The sequence below is a fragment of the Kitasatospora sp. NPDC036755 genome (assembly GCF_040636595.1).
GTDB lineage: Bacteria > Actinomycetota > Actinomycetes > Streptomycetales > Streptomycetaceae > Kitasatospora.
In genome coordinates, this window is record NZ_JBEZUT010000002.1 from 21,172 (window position 1) to 38,332 (window position 17,161).

The window sequence follows — 17,161 nt, forward strand, 5'->3', positions numbered from 1 at the left end:
TCCCGTGCAGAAGATCATCGTGATACCCGGTGACGGCATAGGCCCCGAAGTGACCGAGGAGGCCCTCAAGACGCTCCAGGCCCTCGGCGCGGACCTGGAGTTCACCGTCCTCGACCGGATCAACGCCGACCGCTGGCTGCGGGAGGGCGTGGCCCTGACCGACGACGAGCTGGAGCTCATCCGCGGCACCGGGACGGTGCTGTTCGGCGCCGTCGGCGACCCGCGGGTGACCAGCACCGACTACGCCCGCGGGGTGCTGCTCAGGCTCCGCACGGAGCTGGACCTGTTCGTCAACTACCGCCCGGCGGTCCTGCTGGACGACCGGCTCAGCCCGCTGCGCGACGAGTCCCGCCGCGGCATCGACTGCGTCGTGGTGCGCGAGAACACCGAGGGCCTCTACAGCGGCGTCGGTGGCATCCTGCGGGGCGGCACACCCGACGAGGTCGCCGTCGACCAGGAGATGAGCACCTACCTGGGGGTGTCGCGGGTCGTCGAGTACGCCTACGGCATCGCCCGCCGGTCGGTGTGCGTGGTGGACAAGTCCAACGCGGTGCCGTTCGGCGGCCGGCTGTGGCAGCGGGTGCGGCGGGAGGCCGTCGCGCGCCACCCCGAGCTGGAGTCGACCCACCTGTACGTGGACGCCGCGGCGATGAAGCTCGTCAACGACCCCACGTCCTTCGACGTGATCGTCGCCAACAACTCCTACGGCGACATCCTCAGCGACCTGACCGCCGAGCTCGCCGGCGGGCTCGGCACCGCCGCCTCGGCGAACATCAACCCGCTGACCGGCGTCGGCCTGTACGAGCCGGTGCACGGCAGCGCGCCCGACATCGTCGGCAAGGGGCTCGCCAACCCCGCGGGCGCCGTGCTGAGCGCCGCGTTGATGCTGCGCGACCGGGGGCTGAAGAGCGAGGCCCAGGCGCTGGAGCAGGCGGTGCGCCGGACCATCGCCGAGCGCCGCTGCACGCCGGACCTCGGCGGCACCCTGACCACGCGTCAGGCCGGCGAGGCGATCCGGGCGGCACTGGACTGACCCCGGCACCACGCCGCCGGGCGGCGGGCCGAACGGGCGGCCGTCGCCCCTCCCCAACGGACCGAAGGATCCGGCAGGAGCCGGACAACAGGAGGAGCACGTTCCCATGACCTCAGCGATCACCCTGGAAACGGAGCGCCGGCTCGGCGGGCTGGTCTGCGGGGTGTCCAGCCCGGGCCGCCACGCACTGACCGAACTCGGCGTCCAGCACGGCCCGTTCATCCGCGAACGGGTCGTCGAGCACGGCGCCGCACTGCTGAGTGGATACGACTGGGCCGACTGGAACGACCTGGACGCCTTCGTCAAGCACGTCGTCGGCTCGCCGCTGGACTACACCGAGCGCTCCTCGCCGCGCACCGAACTGCACCCCGGCGTGTTCACGGCGACGGACCACCCGCCGACCGAGGAGATCTTCCTCCACACCGAGCAGTCCTACAACCTCACCGTGCCGCGCTACCTGTTCTTCTTCTGCCGGCAGGGCGCCCCCGTCGGCGGGGCGAACCGGCTCGCCGACTGCCGGGCCATCCACGACGCGCTGCCGCGCGAGGTCGTCGAGCGGTTCGACCGGGAGGGCTACCTCCTGGTGCGCAACTTCCTGCCCGGGCTGGGCCTGACCTGGCAGCAGGCGTTCGGCACCGAGGACCCGGACCAGGTGCGGCGCTACTGCGCGGACAACGGCATCGAGGTGGAGTGGCTGGCCGAGGACCACGTCCAGACCCGGCAGGTGCGCTGGGCGGTGGGAACCCACCCGGAGACCGGCAGGAAGACGTGGTTCAACCACATGACGTTCTTCCACTCCAGCTCGCTGGACCAGGACCTGGCCGAGCTGCTGCTGGAGGAGTACGGGCCCCGCAGCATCCCGACCAACACCTTCCACGCCGACGGCACGGAGATCGCCCCGGACGTCATCGAGGCGCTGCACGCCGGCTACCGCGACCACCAGCTCGACGTGACCTGCCGCACCGGTGACGTGCTGATCGTGGACAACCTGAGCGTGGCCCACGGCCGGGCGCCGTTCGTGCCGCCCCGCGAGCTGTTCGTGAGCATGGCGGACGCGCTGTCCTGGGCCGAGCTGCGCCCGGTGGAGCGGACCGCGCTGCCCGGCGGCCCCGCGGGACACTCGGGGTGAGGGAGCGGACCGAGCCGGCGGCGGCGCGGTCCGACGGGCGGGCGGAGGAGACGACGCCCGCCCGTCCGCTGGGCCGCAACCGCGAGTACAACCTGCTGTGGACCAGCAACGTGCTCTCCCAACTGGGCTCCCAGGCGACGCTGTTCGCCTATCCGCTGCTGGTGATCGCGATGACCGGCTCGGTCTTCCAGGCCTCGCTGGTGGAGTTCGCGGTCGCCGCCTCCCGGATGCTGGCGGGGCTGCCGGCCGGTGCGGTGGCGGACCGGTTGCCGCGCAAGCGGGTGCTGCTGGCGTCCGAGGCCGCGCGGGCCCTGGCCCTGGGAGTGCTGGCCGTCGCCATCGCCGTCGGGCGGGCGCCGCTCTCCCTGATCCTGGCGGTGGCCGTGGTCGAGGGCGTGGCCACCGCGCTGTTCAGCGCCGCCGACCAGGCCCTGCTGCCGATGGTCGTGCCGCGGGAGCAGCTGTCCTCGGCGGTGTCCCGCAACACCGCGCGCTACTACGTCGCCACGATCACCGGACCGGGCCTCGGCGGGGTGTTGTACAACGCGATGCGGGTGCTGCCGTTCGCGGCCCAGGCGGTGGCCTCGCTGGGCGCGTTCCTCACCCTGCTGTTCCTGCGGGCGCCCGAGCCGCGGCGGCAGATCGCCGCCGCCGGCTCCGGGGGCCTGCTGCACGACACCCTGGCGGGTCTGCGCTGGCTGTGGGCCCACCGCCTGGTGCGGGTCACGGTGGGGCTCACCATGGGCTTCAACGCGGTCTTCAGCGGGCTGCTGCTGGTGGCCATCGGCATGGCGCAGCAGGCCGGGGCCGGGGGACAGGTCGGGGCGATCGGGATGCTGATGGGCGCGGGCGGCGTCCTGGGCGCGCTCGCCGCGCCCCGGCTGCGGCTGCGGCTGACGCCGTACACCGCGCTGACGCTGCTGAGCTGGGGGGCGAGCGTCCTGGTGCCGCTGCTGGCGGTGCTGCCCGCCGGCTACGCGTACGGGGCGGTGCTCGGCTGCGTGGCGTTCCTCGCGCCGACCGCGACGGCGATCATCGTCACCCACCAGATGACGACCACGCCGGACGAGATGCGCGGCCGGCTGGCCGGGGCGATCGGGGTGAGCCTGGGGGCGGCCTCCGCCCTGGGCGCGGTCGCGGGCGGGGCGCTGCTGGAGTTCTCCGGGGCGGTCGCCACGGTGCTCTCCGCCACGGCGGTCCTGGTGCTGCTGGCGCTGGCGGCCACGTTCAGCGGCGCGATCCGCGCGCTGCCCGGGCCCGGTGCCCCGGCGCAGGCGCCGGAAGCGCCGGAGACGGCGGAAGCGGCGCAGTGAACGGCCGGGCCCGTGCCACGGGCCCGGCCGTTCCGTTCCCGCCGGCACCCGGCTCAATCGCCCTGTGCCGCTATCGAGTTCAGGTAGGTGAGCACGGCGCGGACCCGGCGGTGGCCGCCGTCCGCGGCCGGCAGCCCGAGCTTCACGAAGATGTTCCCGATGTGCTTGTTCACGGATGTCTCGGCGATGAACAGCAGCTTGGCGATGGCGCCGTTGCCGTGCCCCTCGGCCATCAGCGAGAGCACCTCGCGCTCGCGCGAACTGAGCGCGTCCAGCGGGTCGTTGCGCACCCGGCGCACCATCAGCTGGGAGATCACCTCCGGGTCCATGGCGACCCCGCCGCCCGCGACCCGGTCCAGTGCCTGGAGGAACTCCTCCACCCGCCCGACCCGGTCCTTGAGCAGGTACCCCACGCCGGAGGCGCCGTGGACCAGCAGCTGGGCGGCGTAGGCGTGTTCGACGTACTGGGACAGCACCAGCACCGGCAGGTCGGGGAGCTTCTCCCGGGCGGTCACCGCGCCGCGCAGGCCCTCGTCCCGGTAGGTCGGCGGCAGCCGGACGTCGAGCACGGCGATGTCCGGGCGGTGTTCGAGGAGCGTGGGCAGCAGGCTGTCCCCGTCCTCCACCGTCGCGCAGACCTCGTGGCCCACGCTGGTCAGCAGGAGTGACAGACCCTCCCGCAGCAGGGCGTTGTCCTCGGCGATCACGATCCGCACGGAAGCTCCACTCGAAGTACTGTCGGTCCACCGGGCGGGCTGTGCAGCTCGGTGACGCCGTCGAACGCGGCGACGCGGCGCTTGATGCCGCTGATCCCGCTGCCGGGGCCGGTCCTCGCCCCGCCCTTGCCGTTGTCCCACACGGCGATGTGAATCCTGCTCTCGGTGGTGCGCAGCTGCACCTCGCTGGCCTCGGCCCCGCTGTGCTTGGCGACGTTCGTCAGCGCCTCGGAGATGACGAAGTAGGCCGCGGCCTCCACGGCGGCGGGCGCCCTGGACCCCTTGCTGCCGTACTCGAGGTCCAGCTTGGTGGGGATCTGGCAGGACGCCACCAGGGAGCGGGCCGCCTCGGCCAGGCCGTGGTCGACCAGCACCGGCGGATAGATGGACCGGACGGCGGTGCGCAGCGACTGCACCGCCTGGTCGGTCAAGTCCCGGGCCTGGTCGATCATTTCGGGCAGCTTCTCGGGATTGTCCTTCAGTACCTGCTTCATCACGGCCAGCCGCAGCGAGACCGACACCAGCCCGGCCTGCGCCCCGTCGTGCAGGTCCCGCTCGATGCGGCGCAGTTCGGCGGCGTGCGCCTCCAGCGCCTCGGCCCGGGTGATGGTCAGCTCCTCGACGCGCTTGGCCAGCGAGGTCCGGCGCTTGCGGGGCTTGAGCAGGGCCCGGGTCATCAGGGCGTGCAACCGGGCGTACCAGGGCAGCAGATAGGCGGCGAGCACGCCGTAGGCCAGGCCGGCGAAGGAGGCCCCCAGCGCCGCGCCCCACGAGTCGATGTTCCAGACGATCAGCTCCGCCGGCCTGGGCACGATCTGCCACCACAGCGGGATGGTCAGCCAGCTGGCCGTCCCCGCGCACAGCCCTATGGCCAGCGCGGCACCGATCGTGCCCAGCACGGCGTGGGCGAACAGCCACAGCAGGTCGGTGTAGGTGGCCTTGTCGGTGAGCATCACCTGGGCGCGGACCAGGACCTTCCCGCCGGACTCGCGGTAGGAGGACGGGATCTCGCAGCCCAGCAGCTCCCCGGCGCGCCGGCGGTGGGCGTCGGCCACCCGGCGGAGCCGGGCCAGGCAGAGCGGTAACAGCACCAGCCCGGGGCCCACCAGGCTCAGCACGAACACGGCGAGGAGGGCGTAGAAGCCGAGGAAGGCCACCAGTGCGGTGCCGCCGGCGGTCACGAGGTACCTCAGGGAGAGGCCGAAGCGCTCGACGAACTCCTGCCGCACGACCGGCGGGTCCGCGTCACGGCGGACCGGCCGCTGAGGATCGTCACCCATCGTCGCCAAAGCCCCCAACCGCCCGTTTCCGCCCACGCTATCACTGCGGGGTGCTGACCGTGCGTCATCACCCGAACAGGGGGGCAGACAGCTGCACCTTTTGAACTCCAGTAAACGTCATGGTTCTGACGGGTCCCGACGCCCTAGCGTGAGTGCGGTACGTCGTGAGTGGTGCGGGAAGGGAGACGTGCGGTGGCGCACGGCGAGGTCACTAGGCAGCAGTTCGGCGGCACGCATCCTGGTGCTGAGCCCGGGGCCGGCGAGCCCCAGAGCCGCTGGGCGGTGGAGCTGCGATCGGTCAGCAAGAGGTACGGCCGGGACGCCGGGGAGGTCTACGCGCTGCGCGACCTCACCATCAACTTCGAACGCGGGTCGTTCACCGCGGTGATGGGCCCCTCGGGCGCCGGCAAGAGCACCTTCCTGCACTGTGCGGCCGGCCTGGACCGGCCGACCGAGGGCTCGGTGTGGCTGGGCGGGACGGATCTGGCGACGCTGGACGAGGCGCAGCTGACGATGCTGCGCCGGGAGCGGGTCGGGTTCATCTTCCAGGCGTACAACCTGCTGGGGTCGTTGACGGTGGCGGAGAACATCACGCTGCCGCTGATGCTGGCCGGGCGGATGGCGGAGCGGGACTGGCTGGAGGAGGTGGCCCGGCGGGTCGGGCTGTCCGACCGCCTGCAGCACCGGCCGGCGCAGCTGTCCGGCGGGCAGCAGCAGCGGGTGGCGGTCGCCCGGGCGCTGATCACCAGGCCCGAGGTGATCTTCGCCGACGAGCCGACCGGCGCCCTCGACAGCCGTACCGGCCGCCAGGTGCTCGCCCTGCTGCGGGAGATCGTGGACCGGGACGGCAACACCGTCGTCATGGTGACCCACGACCCGGTGGCCGCCTCCTTCGCGCAGCGGGTGGTGTTCCTGCGGGACGGCGCCTTCGCGGAGGTGATGGAAGCTCCGACTCCCGACCGGGTGGCCGCGCGCATGACCCGCCTCGAGGAGTGGTAGCAGGTGGAGTTCAAGCTCGTCCTGATGACCTTGCGGGAGCGCAAGGCAGGACTCGTCGGGGCGTTCATCGCCCTGGTCGGGGCGTCGATGCTGATCACGGCGTTCGGCGTCCTGCTGCAGTCGGGCCTCGGCTCGGGGGTGGCGACCCAGCGCTACGCCGGGGCCCCGGTGGTGGTCGGCGGCAAGCAGTCGTTCAAGGTCACCGACGGCAAGACCAAGTCGAAGTCGCTGCTCCAGCCCGCGCCGCTGAACAGCGACGCGGTCGACAAGGTGGCCTCCGTCGAGGGCGTCCAGCGGGCGGTGCCGGACGTCAGCTTCCCCGCCGAGGTGGTGGACGGGCACGGCGGGCTGGACGACGGCGGCGGTGAGCAGGCGTCGGCCGGCCACAGCTGGTCCAGCTCGGTGCTGGGCCCCTTCGTGCTGGACAAGGGGCAGGCGCCGCAGCGCGCGGGCGAGGTGGTGCTGGACTCGCGGCTCGCCGAGCGGGTGAAGGTCTCGCCCGGGCAGAAGGTGCGGCTGGCGACCACCCAGGAGGCGCGGGAGTACACCGTCACCGGCGTGGCCTCGCTGAAGGACCAGGGCGGGCCGCTGCGCTCGGCGGCGCTGTTCTTCAGCGACGGCGAGGCGACCACGCTCTACGGCCACCCCGGCAAGATCGACGCGGTCGGGGTGCTGGTCGCGCCGGGCACCGACCCGGGCAAGGTGGCGGACCGGATCGACAAGAAGCTGGCCGGGTCCGGCGCCGACACCTACCTGGGCGAGGACCGCAGCCAGGTGGAGTTCCACGACGTGGCCTCCGCCCAGTCCAACCTGGTCGAGCTGGCGGGCTCGCTGGGGGCGACGGTCGTGCTGATCGCGATGATCGTCGTGGCCAGCACCCTCGCCCTCAACGTGCACCAGCGCCGCCGGGAGCTGGCCCTGCTGCGGGCCGTCGCGGCCACTCCGCGCCAGATCTACAAGATGATGGCGGCCGAGGTCCTGATCATCTCCCTGGTGGCGTCGGTGATCGGGTGCCTGCCGGGCATCCTGGTGGCCAAGGTGCTGATGGGCGCGCTGAGCGTGATCGGCATGGTGCCCGGCGACTTCGCGTTCTCCGCCGGCCCGATCCCCTGTTTCGTCGCCGTCGTCGCGTCGGTGATCGCCGCCGAGGCGGCCGCCGTCGGGGTGGCCCGCAAGGCGGTGGCGATCAAGCCGGTGGAGGCGATGGGCGAGGCCCAGATCGAACCGGCGAAGCTGGGCCGGGGCCGCGCCTTCTTCGGTGTGCTGCTGTTCCTGCTCGGCGTCGGGGCGTCGCTGCTGCCGCTGTTCTTCGGCAGCGTCTTCGCGGTGGCCGGCGCGGGCACCGGCGGGCTCGTCATGATCATCGCGGTGCTGATGCTGGCGCCGCCGGTGGTGAGCATGGCCAGCCGGCTGATGTCCGGGCCGGTCCGCCGGCGCACCGGCCCGCACGGCTACCTGGCGGTCGCCAACACCCGGGCCAACGCCCGCCGGCTGGCGGCCGGCATCGGGCCGCTCACCCTGGCGATCGGCTTCGCCCTGGTGCAGCTGTGCATCCCGACGACGACCTCGGCGGCGGCCTCGGACCAGGCCGAGGCGGGCATCGTCGCCGAGTACACCCTGCAGGGCGGGCCCGGCGGGCCGCCGATCGGGGTGGTCAAGGAGGCCGCGGCCGTCCCCGGGGTCGCGGCGGCCACGGGGGTGATCCGGGTCCAGGTGCACGGCTCCCGGAAGGTCATCGACTCCCCGGAGATCTTCAAGTACCAGGCGCAGGGCGTCACTCCCGACGGGGTGGCGAAGACCATGGACCTGGGCGTCACCGAGGGCAGCCTGGACAACCTGCGCGGCGACGTGGCGGCCATCAGCGGCGGCGCGGCCGCCACGCTCGGCGCGCACGTGGGCGACCGGGTGCGGCTGAACCTCCCGGACGGGGCCGAGATCAAGCCCACGGTGGTCGCGGTGTACGACCGGGGCCTCGGCTTCGGCGACGTGACGCTCCCGCAGGAGACGGTGCTGGCGCACAGCACCCGCCAGCTGGAGGACGCGGTGTTCGTCAAGACCGCGCCGGGCGCCGACAAGGGGCAGGTCGGCAAGGCGCTGCGCGGCCTGTCCGGCCGGTACCCGGGCCTCAAGGTCCTGGACCAGGGCGGGCTCTCGGCCGCGCAGCAGGACCAGGCCACGTCGTCGGTGCTGACCAGCGCGCTGCCGCTGGCGCTGGTCTTCGGCTACCTGGCGATCTCGGTCGCCAACACGCTCGTCCTGGCGACCCTGGGCCGGGTGCGGGAGTTCTCGCTGCTGCGCCTGGTGGGCGCGCCGCGGGACCAGGTGGTGCGGATGATGCGGGTGGAGGCCGGGATGGTGGTGGCCATCGCGGTGGTGGTCGGCACCGTGGTGCCGCTGCTGCCGCTGGTCACGGTGAGCCTGGGGCTGACCGGCTCGCCGGTGCCGCACTTCCCCGTGCTGCTGTACCTGGGGATCGTCGCGGTGACCGCGCTCATCGGGCTCGGCGCGATCCTGGTGCCGACCAAGCTCGCGCTGCGGACCCGCCCGGTGGAGGGCATCGGTTTGCGCGAATAGCCGCCCGCCGGCCCGGTCACGGCCCGTGGCGCGTCCGTCCGGACGCGCCACGGGCTTTTCTCGTGTGATCGGCCCCACACGAATCTCCTCTTCCGGACACTCTTCCGGTGTGTAGCCCCCGGCAACCGCAGAATGCCAACCAGCGTTTTTCACAGTTGACTTAAGGACGCTGACCGGCGGAAAACCCCCGTGCTAGCCTTCAGGGAAACAAGTCGATCTTCCCGAGTCGCGGACCATGGCATCCCGTGGAATTCGCGGCTTTCCAGGCTGTCTGCTGCCCGTCGCGAAAAGCAGAGTAGAGGGGGTTCCTGGTGTCACCGGGACTTGTCGCCGAATTCCATCGAATGGCCGCCGATTTCGGCGTGCCGCACGCCCAGCTCGCGCTGCTCGACGACACGGGAGTGCGGACGGCCCACGTCGGCGGGCCGGAGGCGGCCGCGCTGCGCTTTCCCTTCGCCTCCGTCACCAAGCTGTTCACCGCCACCCTGGCGATGCAGCTGGTGGCCGACGGCGACCTCGACCTGGACGCCGAACTCGCCCGGTACGGCGAGGAGTTCGCGGCCGCGCCGAACGGTCTGGGGGCGGCGACCCTGCGCCACCTGCTGAGCCACACCAGCGGCCTGGTCGGTGACCTGGACGGCGACGAGTGGACGCCGCGCGGCTTCACGGCCGCCGCCGGAAAGCCCGACCTGCTCTTCCCGCCGGGCAGCGCCTTCTCCTACTCCAATGCGGGCTTCGCGCTCGTCGGCCGGCTGATCGAGTCCGTGACCGGACTGACCTGGCGCGAGGCCGTGGACACCTTCCTGCTCCGCCCGCTCGGCATCACCCCCGCCCACCTGCCCGGGCCGGGGCAGACCGCCGCCGACCCGTCCGTGGCCGTCGGCCACGCCGTCACCGCGACGGGCGCCGTGCCGGTGGAGGTCCTCGTCCCCGCGGCCCTGGCGCCGGCGGCGGCACTGGCCGGCACCGTCGAGGACCTGGTCGCCTTCGCCCGGTTGCACCTCGCGGTGCGCGACGCCGCGCACGACGCGCTGCTCGACGAGGAGGGCGTCGCGGCGATGCGGGGCCCCGCGCCGGGCGCCGAACCGTACGGGCTCGCCGACGGCTTCGGCCTGGGCTGGGCCCGGTACGGCGACCCGGACCGGCCGTGGCTCGGCCTGGACGCGATGGGCGGCGGCACCACCTGCAACCTGCGGATCCAGCCGGCCGACGGCACCGTGCTGGCCCTGGTCACCGACTCCACGGCCGGGCTCGCCCTGTGGCGCGAGCTCACCGACGGGCTGCGCGCCCGGGGCCGGGACGTCGGCTCGCCCCCGTCCGGACAGCCCGGGCCGGGCCCGGCCGCCGCCCCCGGCGGACCGGACCTGACCGGCACCTGGGCCAACGGCACCCTGGTCTACCGCGTCACCGGCGCCGCCGGCGGACCGCTCCACCTCGACGACGACACCGGGGCGCGCTACCGGCTCGACCTCGACGACCGGGGCCGCTTCTCGGCCCACCGGACCGATCTCCCGGAAGCCCCGTACGCCGGCCGGTTCCTGCCGCACCCGGCCCCCGGGAACGGCCCGCTCCTGCAGTTCGCCGGACGCGTGCTGCGCCGTGACGTGCCGTACGCGGAATGAATCGGGAACTCCTCCGTGAACAGCCCCTGAAATTCTCTGATCAATGCTGCCTCCCTTCTCGCGCGACTTATTCGGTGGAGTATGGAAGTGACAGGAACGAACAGCACCCGGCGCGTTTATCCGGAATCCGACGCCACGCCCGGCGGATTGTCCCCCGTCCAGCTGCGGCTGTGGTTCTTGAACCGGCTCCAGGAATCCGGTGCCGGAGAGACGCTCGCCCGCGCCACGAGGCTCGTCGGCGCCCTCGACCAGGCCGCGCTCAGAGCCGCGCTGGCCGACCTGCTGGCCCGTCACGACCTGCTGCGCACCGTCCACACCGAGCAGGACGGCCGCTGCCGGCCGGAGCCGCGCCCCGCGCGGGAGCCGTTCGCCGACCTGGCGGTGCGCCCCGCCGACCCGGACGGGCTGGACCGCGAGCTGGCGGAGGCGGCGGCCCGCCCCTTCGACCTGACCAGGGACGTTCCGCTGCGCGCCGAGGTGTTCCGGCTCGCCCCCGACGAGCACGTCCTGCTGCTGGTGCTGCACCGCATCGCCGGGGACGAGGCGTCCTGGCGGCCCCTGCTGGACGACCTGGCCGACGCCTACGCCGCCCGCGCCCGCGGCGGGAGCCCCGCACCGGACCGGCCCGTGCAGTACGCCGGGCCGGCGGCCCGGCAGGCCGAGGCGCTCGGCACCGTCGAACGGCCGACCCCGGTCACCACGACCGAACTGGAGTTCTGGCGCGGGGCCCTGGCCGGCGCGCCCGAACAGCTCCAGCTGCCGGCCGACCGCCCGCGCCCGGCCGTCGCCGGCTACCGCAGCGCCCGGCTGCGCCTGCGCCTGGACGCCGACGGCCACCGGGCCGTCGAGGACCTGGCCGCCCGCACCGGCACCGACTCCTTCGCCGTCCTGCACGCCGCGTTCGCCGCCGTGCTGCGCCGCTTCGGCGCGGGCGACGACCTGCCGCTGGGCACCACGCTCAGCGGCCGCGGCCAGGACGAGGCGGCCGTGGTCGGCCCGCTGGAGAACACCGTGGTGCTGCGCACCGCCGTGCCGGACGGCGGGAGCTTCGCCGACCTGGTGCGCGCCTGCGCGGCCACGGCCGCCGCCGCCCGCGCCCACGGCGCGCTGCCCTTCCCGTGGCTGGTCGACGCGCTGCGCCCGGACCGGGCGCTCAACCGGCACCCGCTGTGCCAGGTCGTCCTCGACCTCGCCCGGCCGGTGCCCGCCCCGGACGCCTTCGGCGACCTCGCCGCGCGGCCCCAGGACGTGCCCGCCACCAGCTCGCCGTACGACCTCCACGTGCGGGTGGTGCCGGAGCACCGGGACGGCGCCCCGCAGGGCCTGGACGTCCTCGTCGAGTACAGCCGCGAGCTGTTCGACGAGCCGACCGCGCGCCGCCTCGCCGAGGCCTTCCCCCGGCTGCTCGCCGAGGCCGTCGACGCCCCCGAGCGGGCGCTCGACAGCTTCGACGTGCTGGACGACGCCGAGCGCGAGCGGGTGCTGACCGAGTGGAACGCCACCGCCCGGCCGGTGCCGGACCGCACCGTCGCCGACCTCTTCGAGGAACGGGCGCGCGCCTGCCCGCAGGCACCGGCCGTGGTGCACGCCGGTCGCACCACCAGCTACGCCGAACTGGACGCCCGCGCCAACCGGCTCGCCCGGGCCCTGGCCGACCGGGGCGCCGCCCCCGGCGCCTTCGTCGCCCTCGCGCTGCCCCGCGGCACCGATCTGGTGGCGTCCCTGATCGCGGTCTCCAAGACCGGCGCGGCGTACGTGCCCATCGACCCGGAGTACCCGGCCGAGCGCATCGCCCACGTGCTGTCCGACACCGCGCCCGTCGCCGTCGTCACCGAGCGCGGCGCCGCGGGACGGCTCGCCGGCGACCCGGCCCGGCTGCTCCTGCTGGACGAGCCGGACACCGCGCGCGCACTCGCCGCGCTGCCGGACACCCCGCCGGTCGAGCCGGCGCGCCGCACCCTGGCGGGCGTCGACCAGGCCGCGTACGTCATCCACACCTCCGGCTCCACCGGCCGGCCCAAGGGCGTCGTCGTCGGCCGCCGGGCCCTGGCCAACTTCCTGTCCACCATGGCCGACCTGCTGCCGCTCGGCCCCGCCGACGTGTGGACGGCCGTCACCACCATCGCCTTCGACATCGCCGCCCTGGAGCTGTACCTGCCGCTGGCCCACGGGGCCACCCTGGTGCTCGCCGACCGCGAGACCGCCCGCGACCCGCGGGCCCTGGCCGAGCTGATCACCGGCACCGGCACCACCGTCGTGCAGGCCACCCCCAGCCTGTGGCAGGCGCTGTGCGAGCAGCAGCCCGAGGCCGCGCGCGGACTGCGGATGGCCGTCGGCGGCGAGGCGCTGCCCGCCGCCCTCGCGCGGACGATGCGGGAGCTGGGCACCGAGGTCGTCAACCTCTACGGCCCGACGGAGACCACCATCTGGTCCACCGCCGCCCGGCTCGACGACCGCCCCGGCGCCCCGACCATCGGCCGGCCCGTCGCCAACACCCGGGTCCACGTCCTGGACGCGGCGCTGCGGCCGGTGCCGGTCGGCGTGGCCGGCGACCTGTACATCGGCGGGGCCGGCGTCGCCCACGGCTACCTGGGCCGCCCCGGCCTCACCGCGGAGCGCTTCGTCGCGGACCCCTTCGCCGGCGAGCCCGGCGCGCGCCTCTACCGCACCGGCGACGTGGCCCGCTGGGGCGCCGACGGCAACCTGGAGTTCCTCGGCCGCGGCGACCACCAGGTCAAGGTCCGCGGCTTCCGGATCGAACTCGGCGAGATCGAGGCCGTCCTGGAACGGCACGCCGACGTGGCCCAGGCCGTCGTGGTGGCCAAGGAGCTCCGCCCGGGCGACGTACGGCTGGTGGCCTACGCCGTCGCGGCCGCCGGCCGGCAGCCCGACCCGGCCCGGCTGCGCGAGCACCTGGCGACCGCGCTGCCCGACTACATGGTCCCGGCCGCCGTCGTCCCGCTGACGGAGCTGCCGCTGACCCCCAACGGCAAGGCCGACCGGGCCGCGCTGCCGGTGCCCGCGCTCGGTCCGACCACGGCCCGGCGCGCACCCCGCGTCGCCCGGGAGGAGCAGCTGCACGCGCTGTTCTGCGAGGTGCTGGGAGTCGACGGGATCGGCATCGACGACAGCTTCTTCGACCTCGGCGGGCACTCCCTGCTCGCCACCCGGCTGGTCAGCCGGATCCGGGCCGCGCTGGACGACGAGGTGTCCGTCCGCACCCTCTTCGAGGCCCCGACCGTGGCCGCCCTCGCCCAGCGCCTCGGCGGCTCCGGCACCGGCGGCGGCCCGGTGCGCACGGCCGACCTCGACGGGCCGCTGCCGCTGTCGTACGGACAGCAGCGGCTCTGGTTCCTGCACGAGTTCGAACCGGGCGGCATCGAGTACAACTCGCCGCTGGCCCTGCGGCTGACCGGCGAGCTGGACGCCGCGGGCGCCGAGGAGGCGCTGCGCGGGCTGGTGGCCCGCCACGAGGCGCTGCGCACCACCTTCGACGTCGTCGACGGCCGGGCGAGCCAGCGGGTGCACGACACCGCGCAGGTGCCGGTGCGGCACCTGGACCTGTCCGCGCGCCCGGCCGCCGAGCGCGACCGGGAGCTCGACGCCCTGCTGCGCGAGCACGCCGCCCGCCCCTTCGACCTGCGCCGCGGGCCGCTGCTGCGGGTGGTGCTGGTGCGGCTGTCCGAGCGGGAGCACCTGCTGCTGCTGGACATGCACCACATCGTCACCGACGGCTGGTCCAAGGACGTGCTGGCGCGGGAGTTCTGCGCCCTGTACGAGCAGGCCGCGACCGGCGAGCCGGCGGCCCTGGCCCCGCTGCCGGTGCGGTACGCGGACTACGCCGTGTGGCAGCGGGCCGAGGAGGAGCGGCGCAGCGGCGCCGGACCGCGCGAGGACCTGGCCTACTGGCGGCGCCAGTTGGCCGGCGTCGGCCCGCTGGAGCTGCCGACCGACCGGCCCCGCCCGCAGGTCCGTACCACGGCCGGCGACCAGCACGTGTTCACCGTCCCCGCCGAACTCTCCGAGCGGCTCGCCGAGTTGTGCCGGGAGCAGCCCACCACGCTGTTCGGCACGCTGGTGGCGGCCGTCCAGCTGCTGCTGTCCCGCTACGCCCGCCAGCGGGACGTGGCGGTCGGCACGATCGTCTCCGGCCGCGACCGGGTCGAACTGGAGAACGTGCTGGGCTACTTCGTCAACACCCTCGTCCTGCGCGGCGAGGTCCGCCCGGAGGCGACGGTCGGGGAATTCCTGGCCGGGACCCGGCGCACCGTGCTGGAGGCCCTGACCCACCAGGAACTGCCGTTCGACCGGCTGGTCGAGGAGCTGCAGCCGGAGCGGGACCCGGGCCGCACCCCGCTGTTCCAGGCGGGGGTGACGCTCAAGCGGGTGCAGGCCGTCGAGTCGCGCGGGCTGCGGGCCGAGGAGGTCCGGCTGCCCAGGATCAACGCCATGTTCGACCTGGGCTTCGAGTTCGAGGAGCGGGACGGCGAGCTGTCCTGCCGGCTGGAGTACAACACCGACCTGTTCGACCGCACCACCGCCGAGCGGATGGCCGAGCACGTGCTGGTGCTGCTGGCGGGGCTCTCCTCCGGCGCGCACCGCACGCTGGGCGAGCTGCCGCTGATGACGGAGGAGGAGCGGCGGCTGGTCACCGAGCGGTGGAGCGGCCCCGCGGCCCCGCCCGCCGGGCGCGACCACCCGAGCGTGCCCGCGATGCTGGCCGAGCAGGTCCGGCTGCGCCCGGGGGCGACCGCCGTGGTGTCCGGCGACCGCACCCTCACCTTCGAGGAACTGCACGCGTGGGCCGACTCGCTCGCCCACCGCCTGGTGCGGTGGGGGGTCCGCCCGGGCAGCGTCGTCGCCGTGCGCACCCGCCGCGGCCCGGAGATGACCGTCGGCCAGCTGGCCGTCCTCAAGGCGGGCGCCGCCGCGCTGCCGCTGGACCCGGCCGTCCCGGCGGACCGGGCCGACTACATCCTGCGCGACGCCGCCGTGCGCGTCGTCGTCACCCAGCGGGAGCTCGCCGACGGCCCGGTGCCCGAGGACGGCCTGGTGCTGTACGTCGAGGACGACGACGGCCAGGACGCGGGCGGACCGCCCGAGGTCCGCACCGGCCGCGGCGACCTCGCGTACGTGTTCTACACCTCGGGCTCCACGGGCCGGCCCAAGGGCGTGCAGATCGAGCACGGCAACGTGCTGAACCTGATGCGGTGGTACCACGAGCACTACCGGGTGGGACCGGAGGACCGGGCCTCGCAGCTGGTCGCGCCGGGCTTCGACCCGACCGTGCTGGAGCAGTGGGCCAACCTCTCCGCCGGGGCCGGCCTGTGGTTCGTCCCCGACGAGGCGCTCGACGACCCCTACCTGCTCACCGAGTGGATCGTGGCCAACCGGATCACGCTCGCCGTCGTCCCGGCGCCGCGGCTGGAATCCGTGCTGGACCAGCCCGGCGTCTACCGGGGAGCGCTGCGCTACATGCTCACCGGCGCGGACGTGGTCCGCCGCCGGCTGCCCGCGGACGCCCCGTTCACGCTGGTCAACCACTACGGCCCGACCGAGACCACGGTGCTGACCACGGCGGCCGTGCTGCGCGAGCGCGGGGACGCCAGTGACGAACGGCTGCCGTCCATCGGCTCGGCCATCGCCGGGACCCGCACCTACGTGCTCGACGAGCACCAGCGCCCGGTGCCGGTCGGCGTGCCCGGCGAACTGTACGTCGGCGGCCTCGGCGTGGCCCGCGGCTACCTCAACCGGCCGGAGCTGACCGCCGAACGCTTCGTCCACACCGCGTTCGCGCCGGGAGAACGGCTGTACCGCACGGGCGACCTCGTGCGCTGGCTGCCCGACGGCGAACTGGACTTCATGGGACGCCTGGACAACCAGGTCAAGGTCCGCGGCTACCGCATCGAACTGGGCGAGGTGGAGACCGCCCTGCTGCGGCTGCCCGGCGTGGCCAAGGCCGCGGTGGTGGCCGAGACCGGCGGCTCCGGGTCCGCGGTGCTGACCGGGTACGTCGTGCCGGACGGCGCCGGCGAACCCGACCCCGAGCAGCTGCGGGAGAAGCTCGCCGCCGACCTGCCCGAGTACATGGTCCCGGCGCACCTGCTCGTCCTGGCGGCCTTCCCGGAGACCACCAGCGGCAAGATCGACCGCAACGCCCTGCCCAAGCCGTCCGCCAGGCCCGGCCACCGGCGCACCTACACCGCGCCCCGCAACGCGGTGGAACGGGCGCTGACCGCCGTCTGGGAGGAGGTCCTGGACACCGAGCGGATCGGCGTCCTGGACGACCTGGCCGCCCTGGGCGCCAGCTCCGTCCTCACCCTGCTGACCGTCTCCCGCATCCGCGAGGTCTTCGGCGTCACCGTCTCGGTGCGCGAGGTCTTCACCGCACGGAACGTCGCCGACCTGGCCGGCGTGGTCCGCACCAAGGCCCGCGCCCAGCTGCGCCGGCCCGAGCCGGACGCCGCCACCCGCACCAGCGCCCGAGGGGAATGA

Annotated in this window: 9 protein-coding genes; 7 read left to right on the plus strand and 2 right to left on the minus strand. The window is 74.2% G+C overall.

Annotated features, from left to right (window positions below):
• Positions 1 to 4 precede the first annotated feature (4 nt).
• From AB0E96_RS00715 to AB0E96_RS00725, 3 genes are all read left to right on the plus strand, one after another.
• Complete coding sequence (locus AB0E96_RS00715) at positions 5 to 1,033, plus strand: isocitrate/isopropylmalate dehydrogenase family protein (RefSeq protein WP_359816914.1); 1,029 nt, start codon at positions 5 to 7, stop codon at positions 1,031 to 1,033.
• 106 nt (positions 1,034 to 1,139) lie between these two features.
• Positions 1,140 to 2,162, plus strand: a complete 1,023-nt coding sequence (locus AB0E96_RS00720; RefSeq protein ID WP_359816916.1) for a TauD/TfdA family dioxygenase — start codon at positions 1,140 to 1,142, stop codon at positions 2,160 to 2,162.
• A complete protein-coding gene (locus AB0E96_RS00725; RefSeq protein ID WP_359816918.1) occupies positions 2,159 to 3,475 on the plus strand; it encodes an MFS transporter in 1,317 nt (438 codons plus the stop codon). Before AB0E96_RS00720 ends, AB0E96_RS00725 begins: the two co-directional genes overlap by 4 nt.
• A 53-nt stretch (positions 3,476 to 3,528) precedes the next feature.
• Here AB0E96_RS00725 and AB0E96_RS00730 read toward each other — a convergent pair whose 3' ends face one another.
• Positions 3,529 to 4,191 (minus strand): response regulator transcription factor, encoded by a 663-nt coding sequence (locus AB0E96_RS00730; protein ID WP_359816920.1) that lies wholly within the window; start codon positions 4,189 to 4,191, stop codon positions 3,529 to 3,531.
• Positions 4,179 to 5,471, minus strand: coding sequence for a sensor domain-containing protein (locus AB0E96_RS00735; protein ID WP_359816922.1), 1,293 nt, complete (start codon positions 5,469 to 5,471; stop codon positions 4,179 to 4,181). Before AB0E96_RS00735 ends, AB0E96_RS00730 begins: the two co-directional genes overlap by 13 nt.
• A 282-nt stretch (positions 5,472 to 5,753) precedes the next feature.
• Between AB0E96_RS00735 and AB0E96_RS00740 the strand changes: the two genes are divergently transcribed.
• The 4 genes from AB0E96_RS00740 to AB0E96_RS00755 all read left to right on the plus strand — a co-directional run bounded on the left by AB0E96_RS00740 (position 5,754) and on the right by AB0E96_RS00755 (position 17,161).
• Positions 5,754 to 6,470 (plus strand): ABC transporter ATP-binding protein, encoded by a 717-nt coding sequence (locus AB0E96_RS00740; RefSeq protein ID WP_359816924.1) that lies wholly within the window; start codon positions 5,754 to 5,756, stop codon positions 6,468 to 6,470.
• A gap of 3 nt (positions 6,471 to 6,473) precedes the next feature.
• Positions 6,474 to 9,044, plus strand: coding sequence for an FtsX-like permease family protein (locus tag AB0E96_RS00745; protein WP_359816926.1), 2,571 nt, complete (start codon positions 6,474 to 6,476; stop codon positions 9,042 to 9,044).
• A 344-nt stretch (positions 9,045 to 9,388) separates the two neighbouring features.
• Positions 9,389 to 10,666 (plus strand): serine hydrolase domain-containing protein, encoded by a 1,278-nt coding sequence (locus AB0E96_RS00750; protein ID WP_359816928.1) that lies wholly within the window; start codon positions 9,389 to 9,391, stop codon positions 10,664 to 10,666.
• A 147-nt stretch (positions 10,667 to 10,813) separates the two neighbouring features.
• Positions 10,814 to 17,161 carry an amino acid adenylation domain-containing protein gene (locus AB0E96_RS00755; protein WP_359816930.1) on the plus strand — a complete coding sequence of 2,116 codons (6,348 nt, stop codon included), beginning with the start codon at positions 10,814 to 10,816 and terminating at the stop codon, positions 17,159 to 17,161.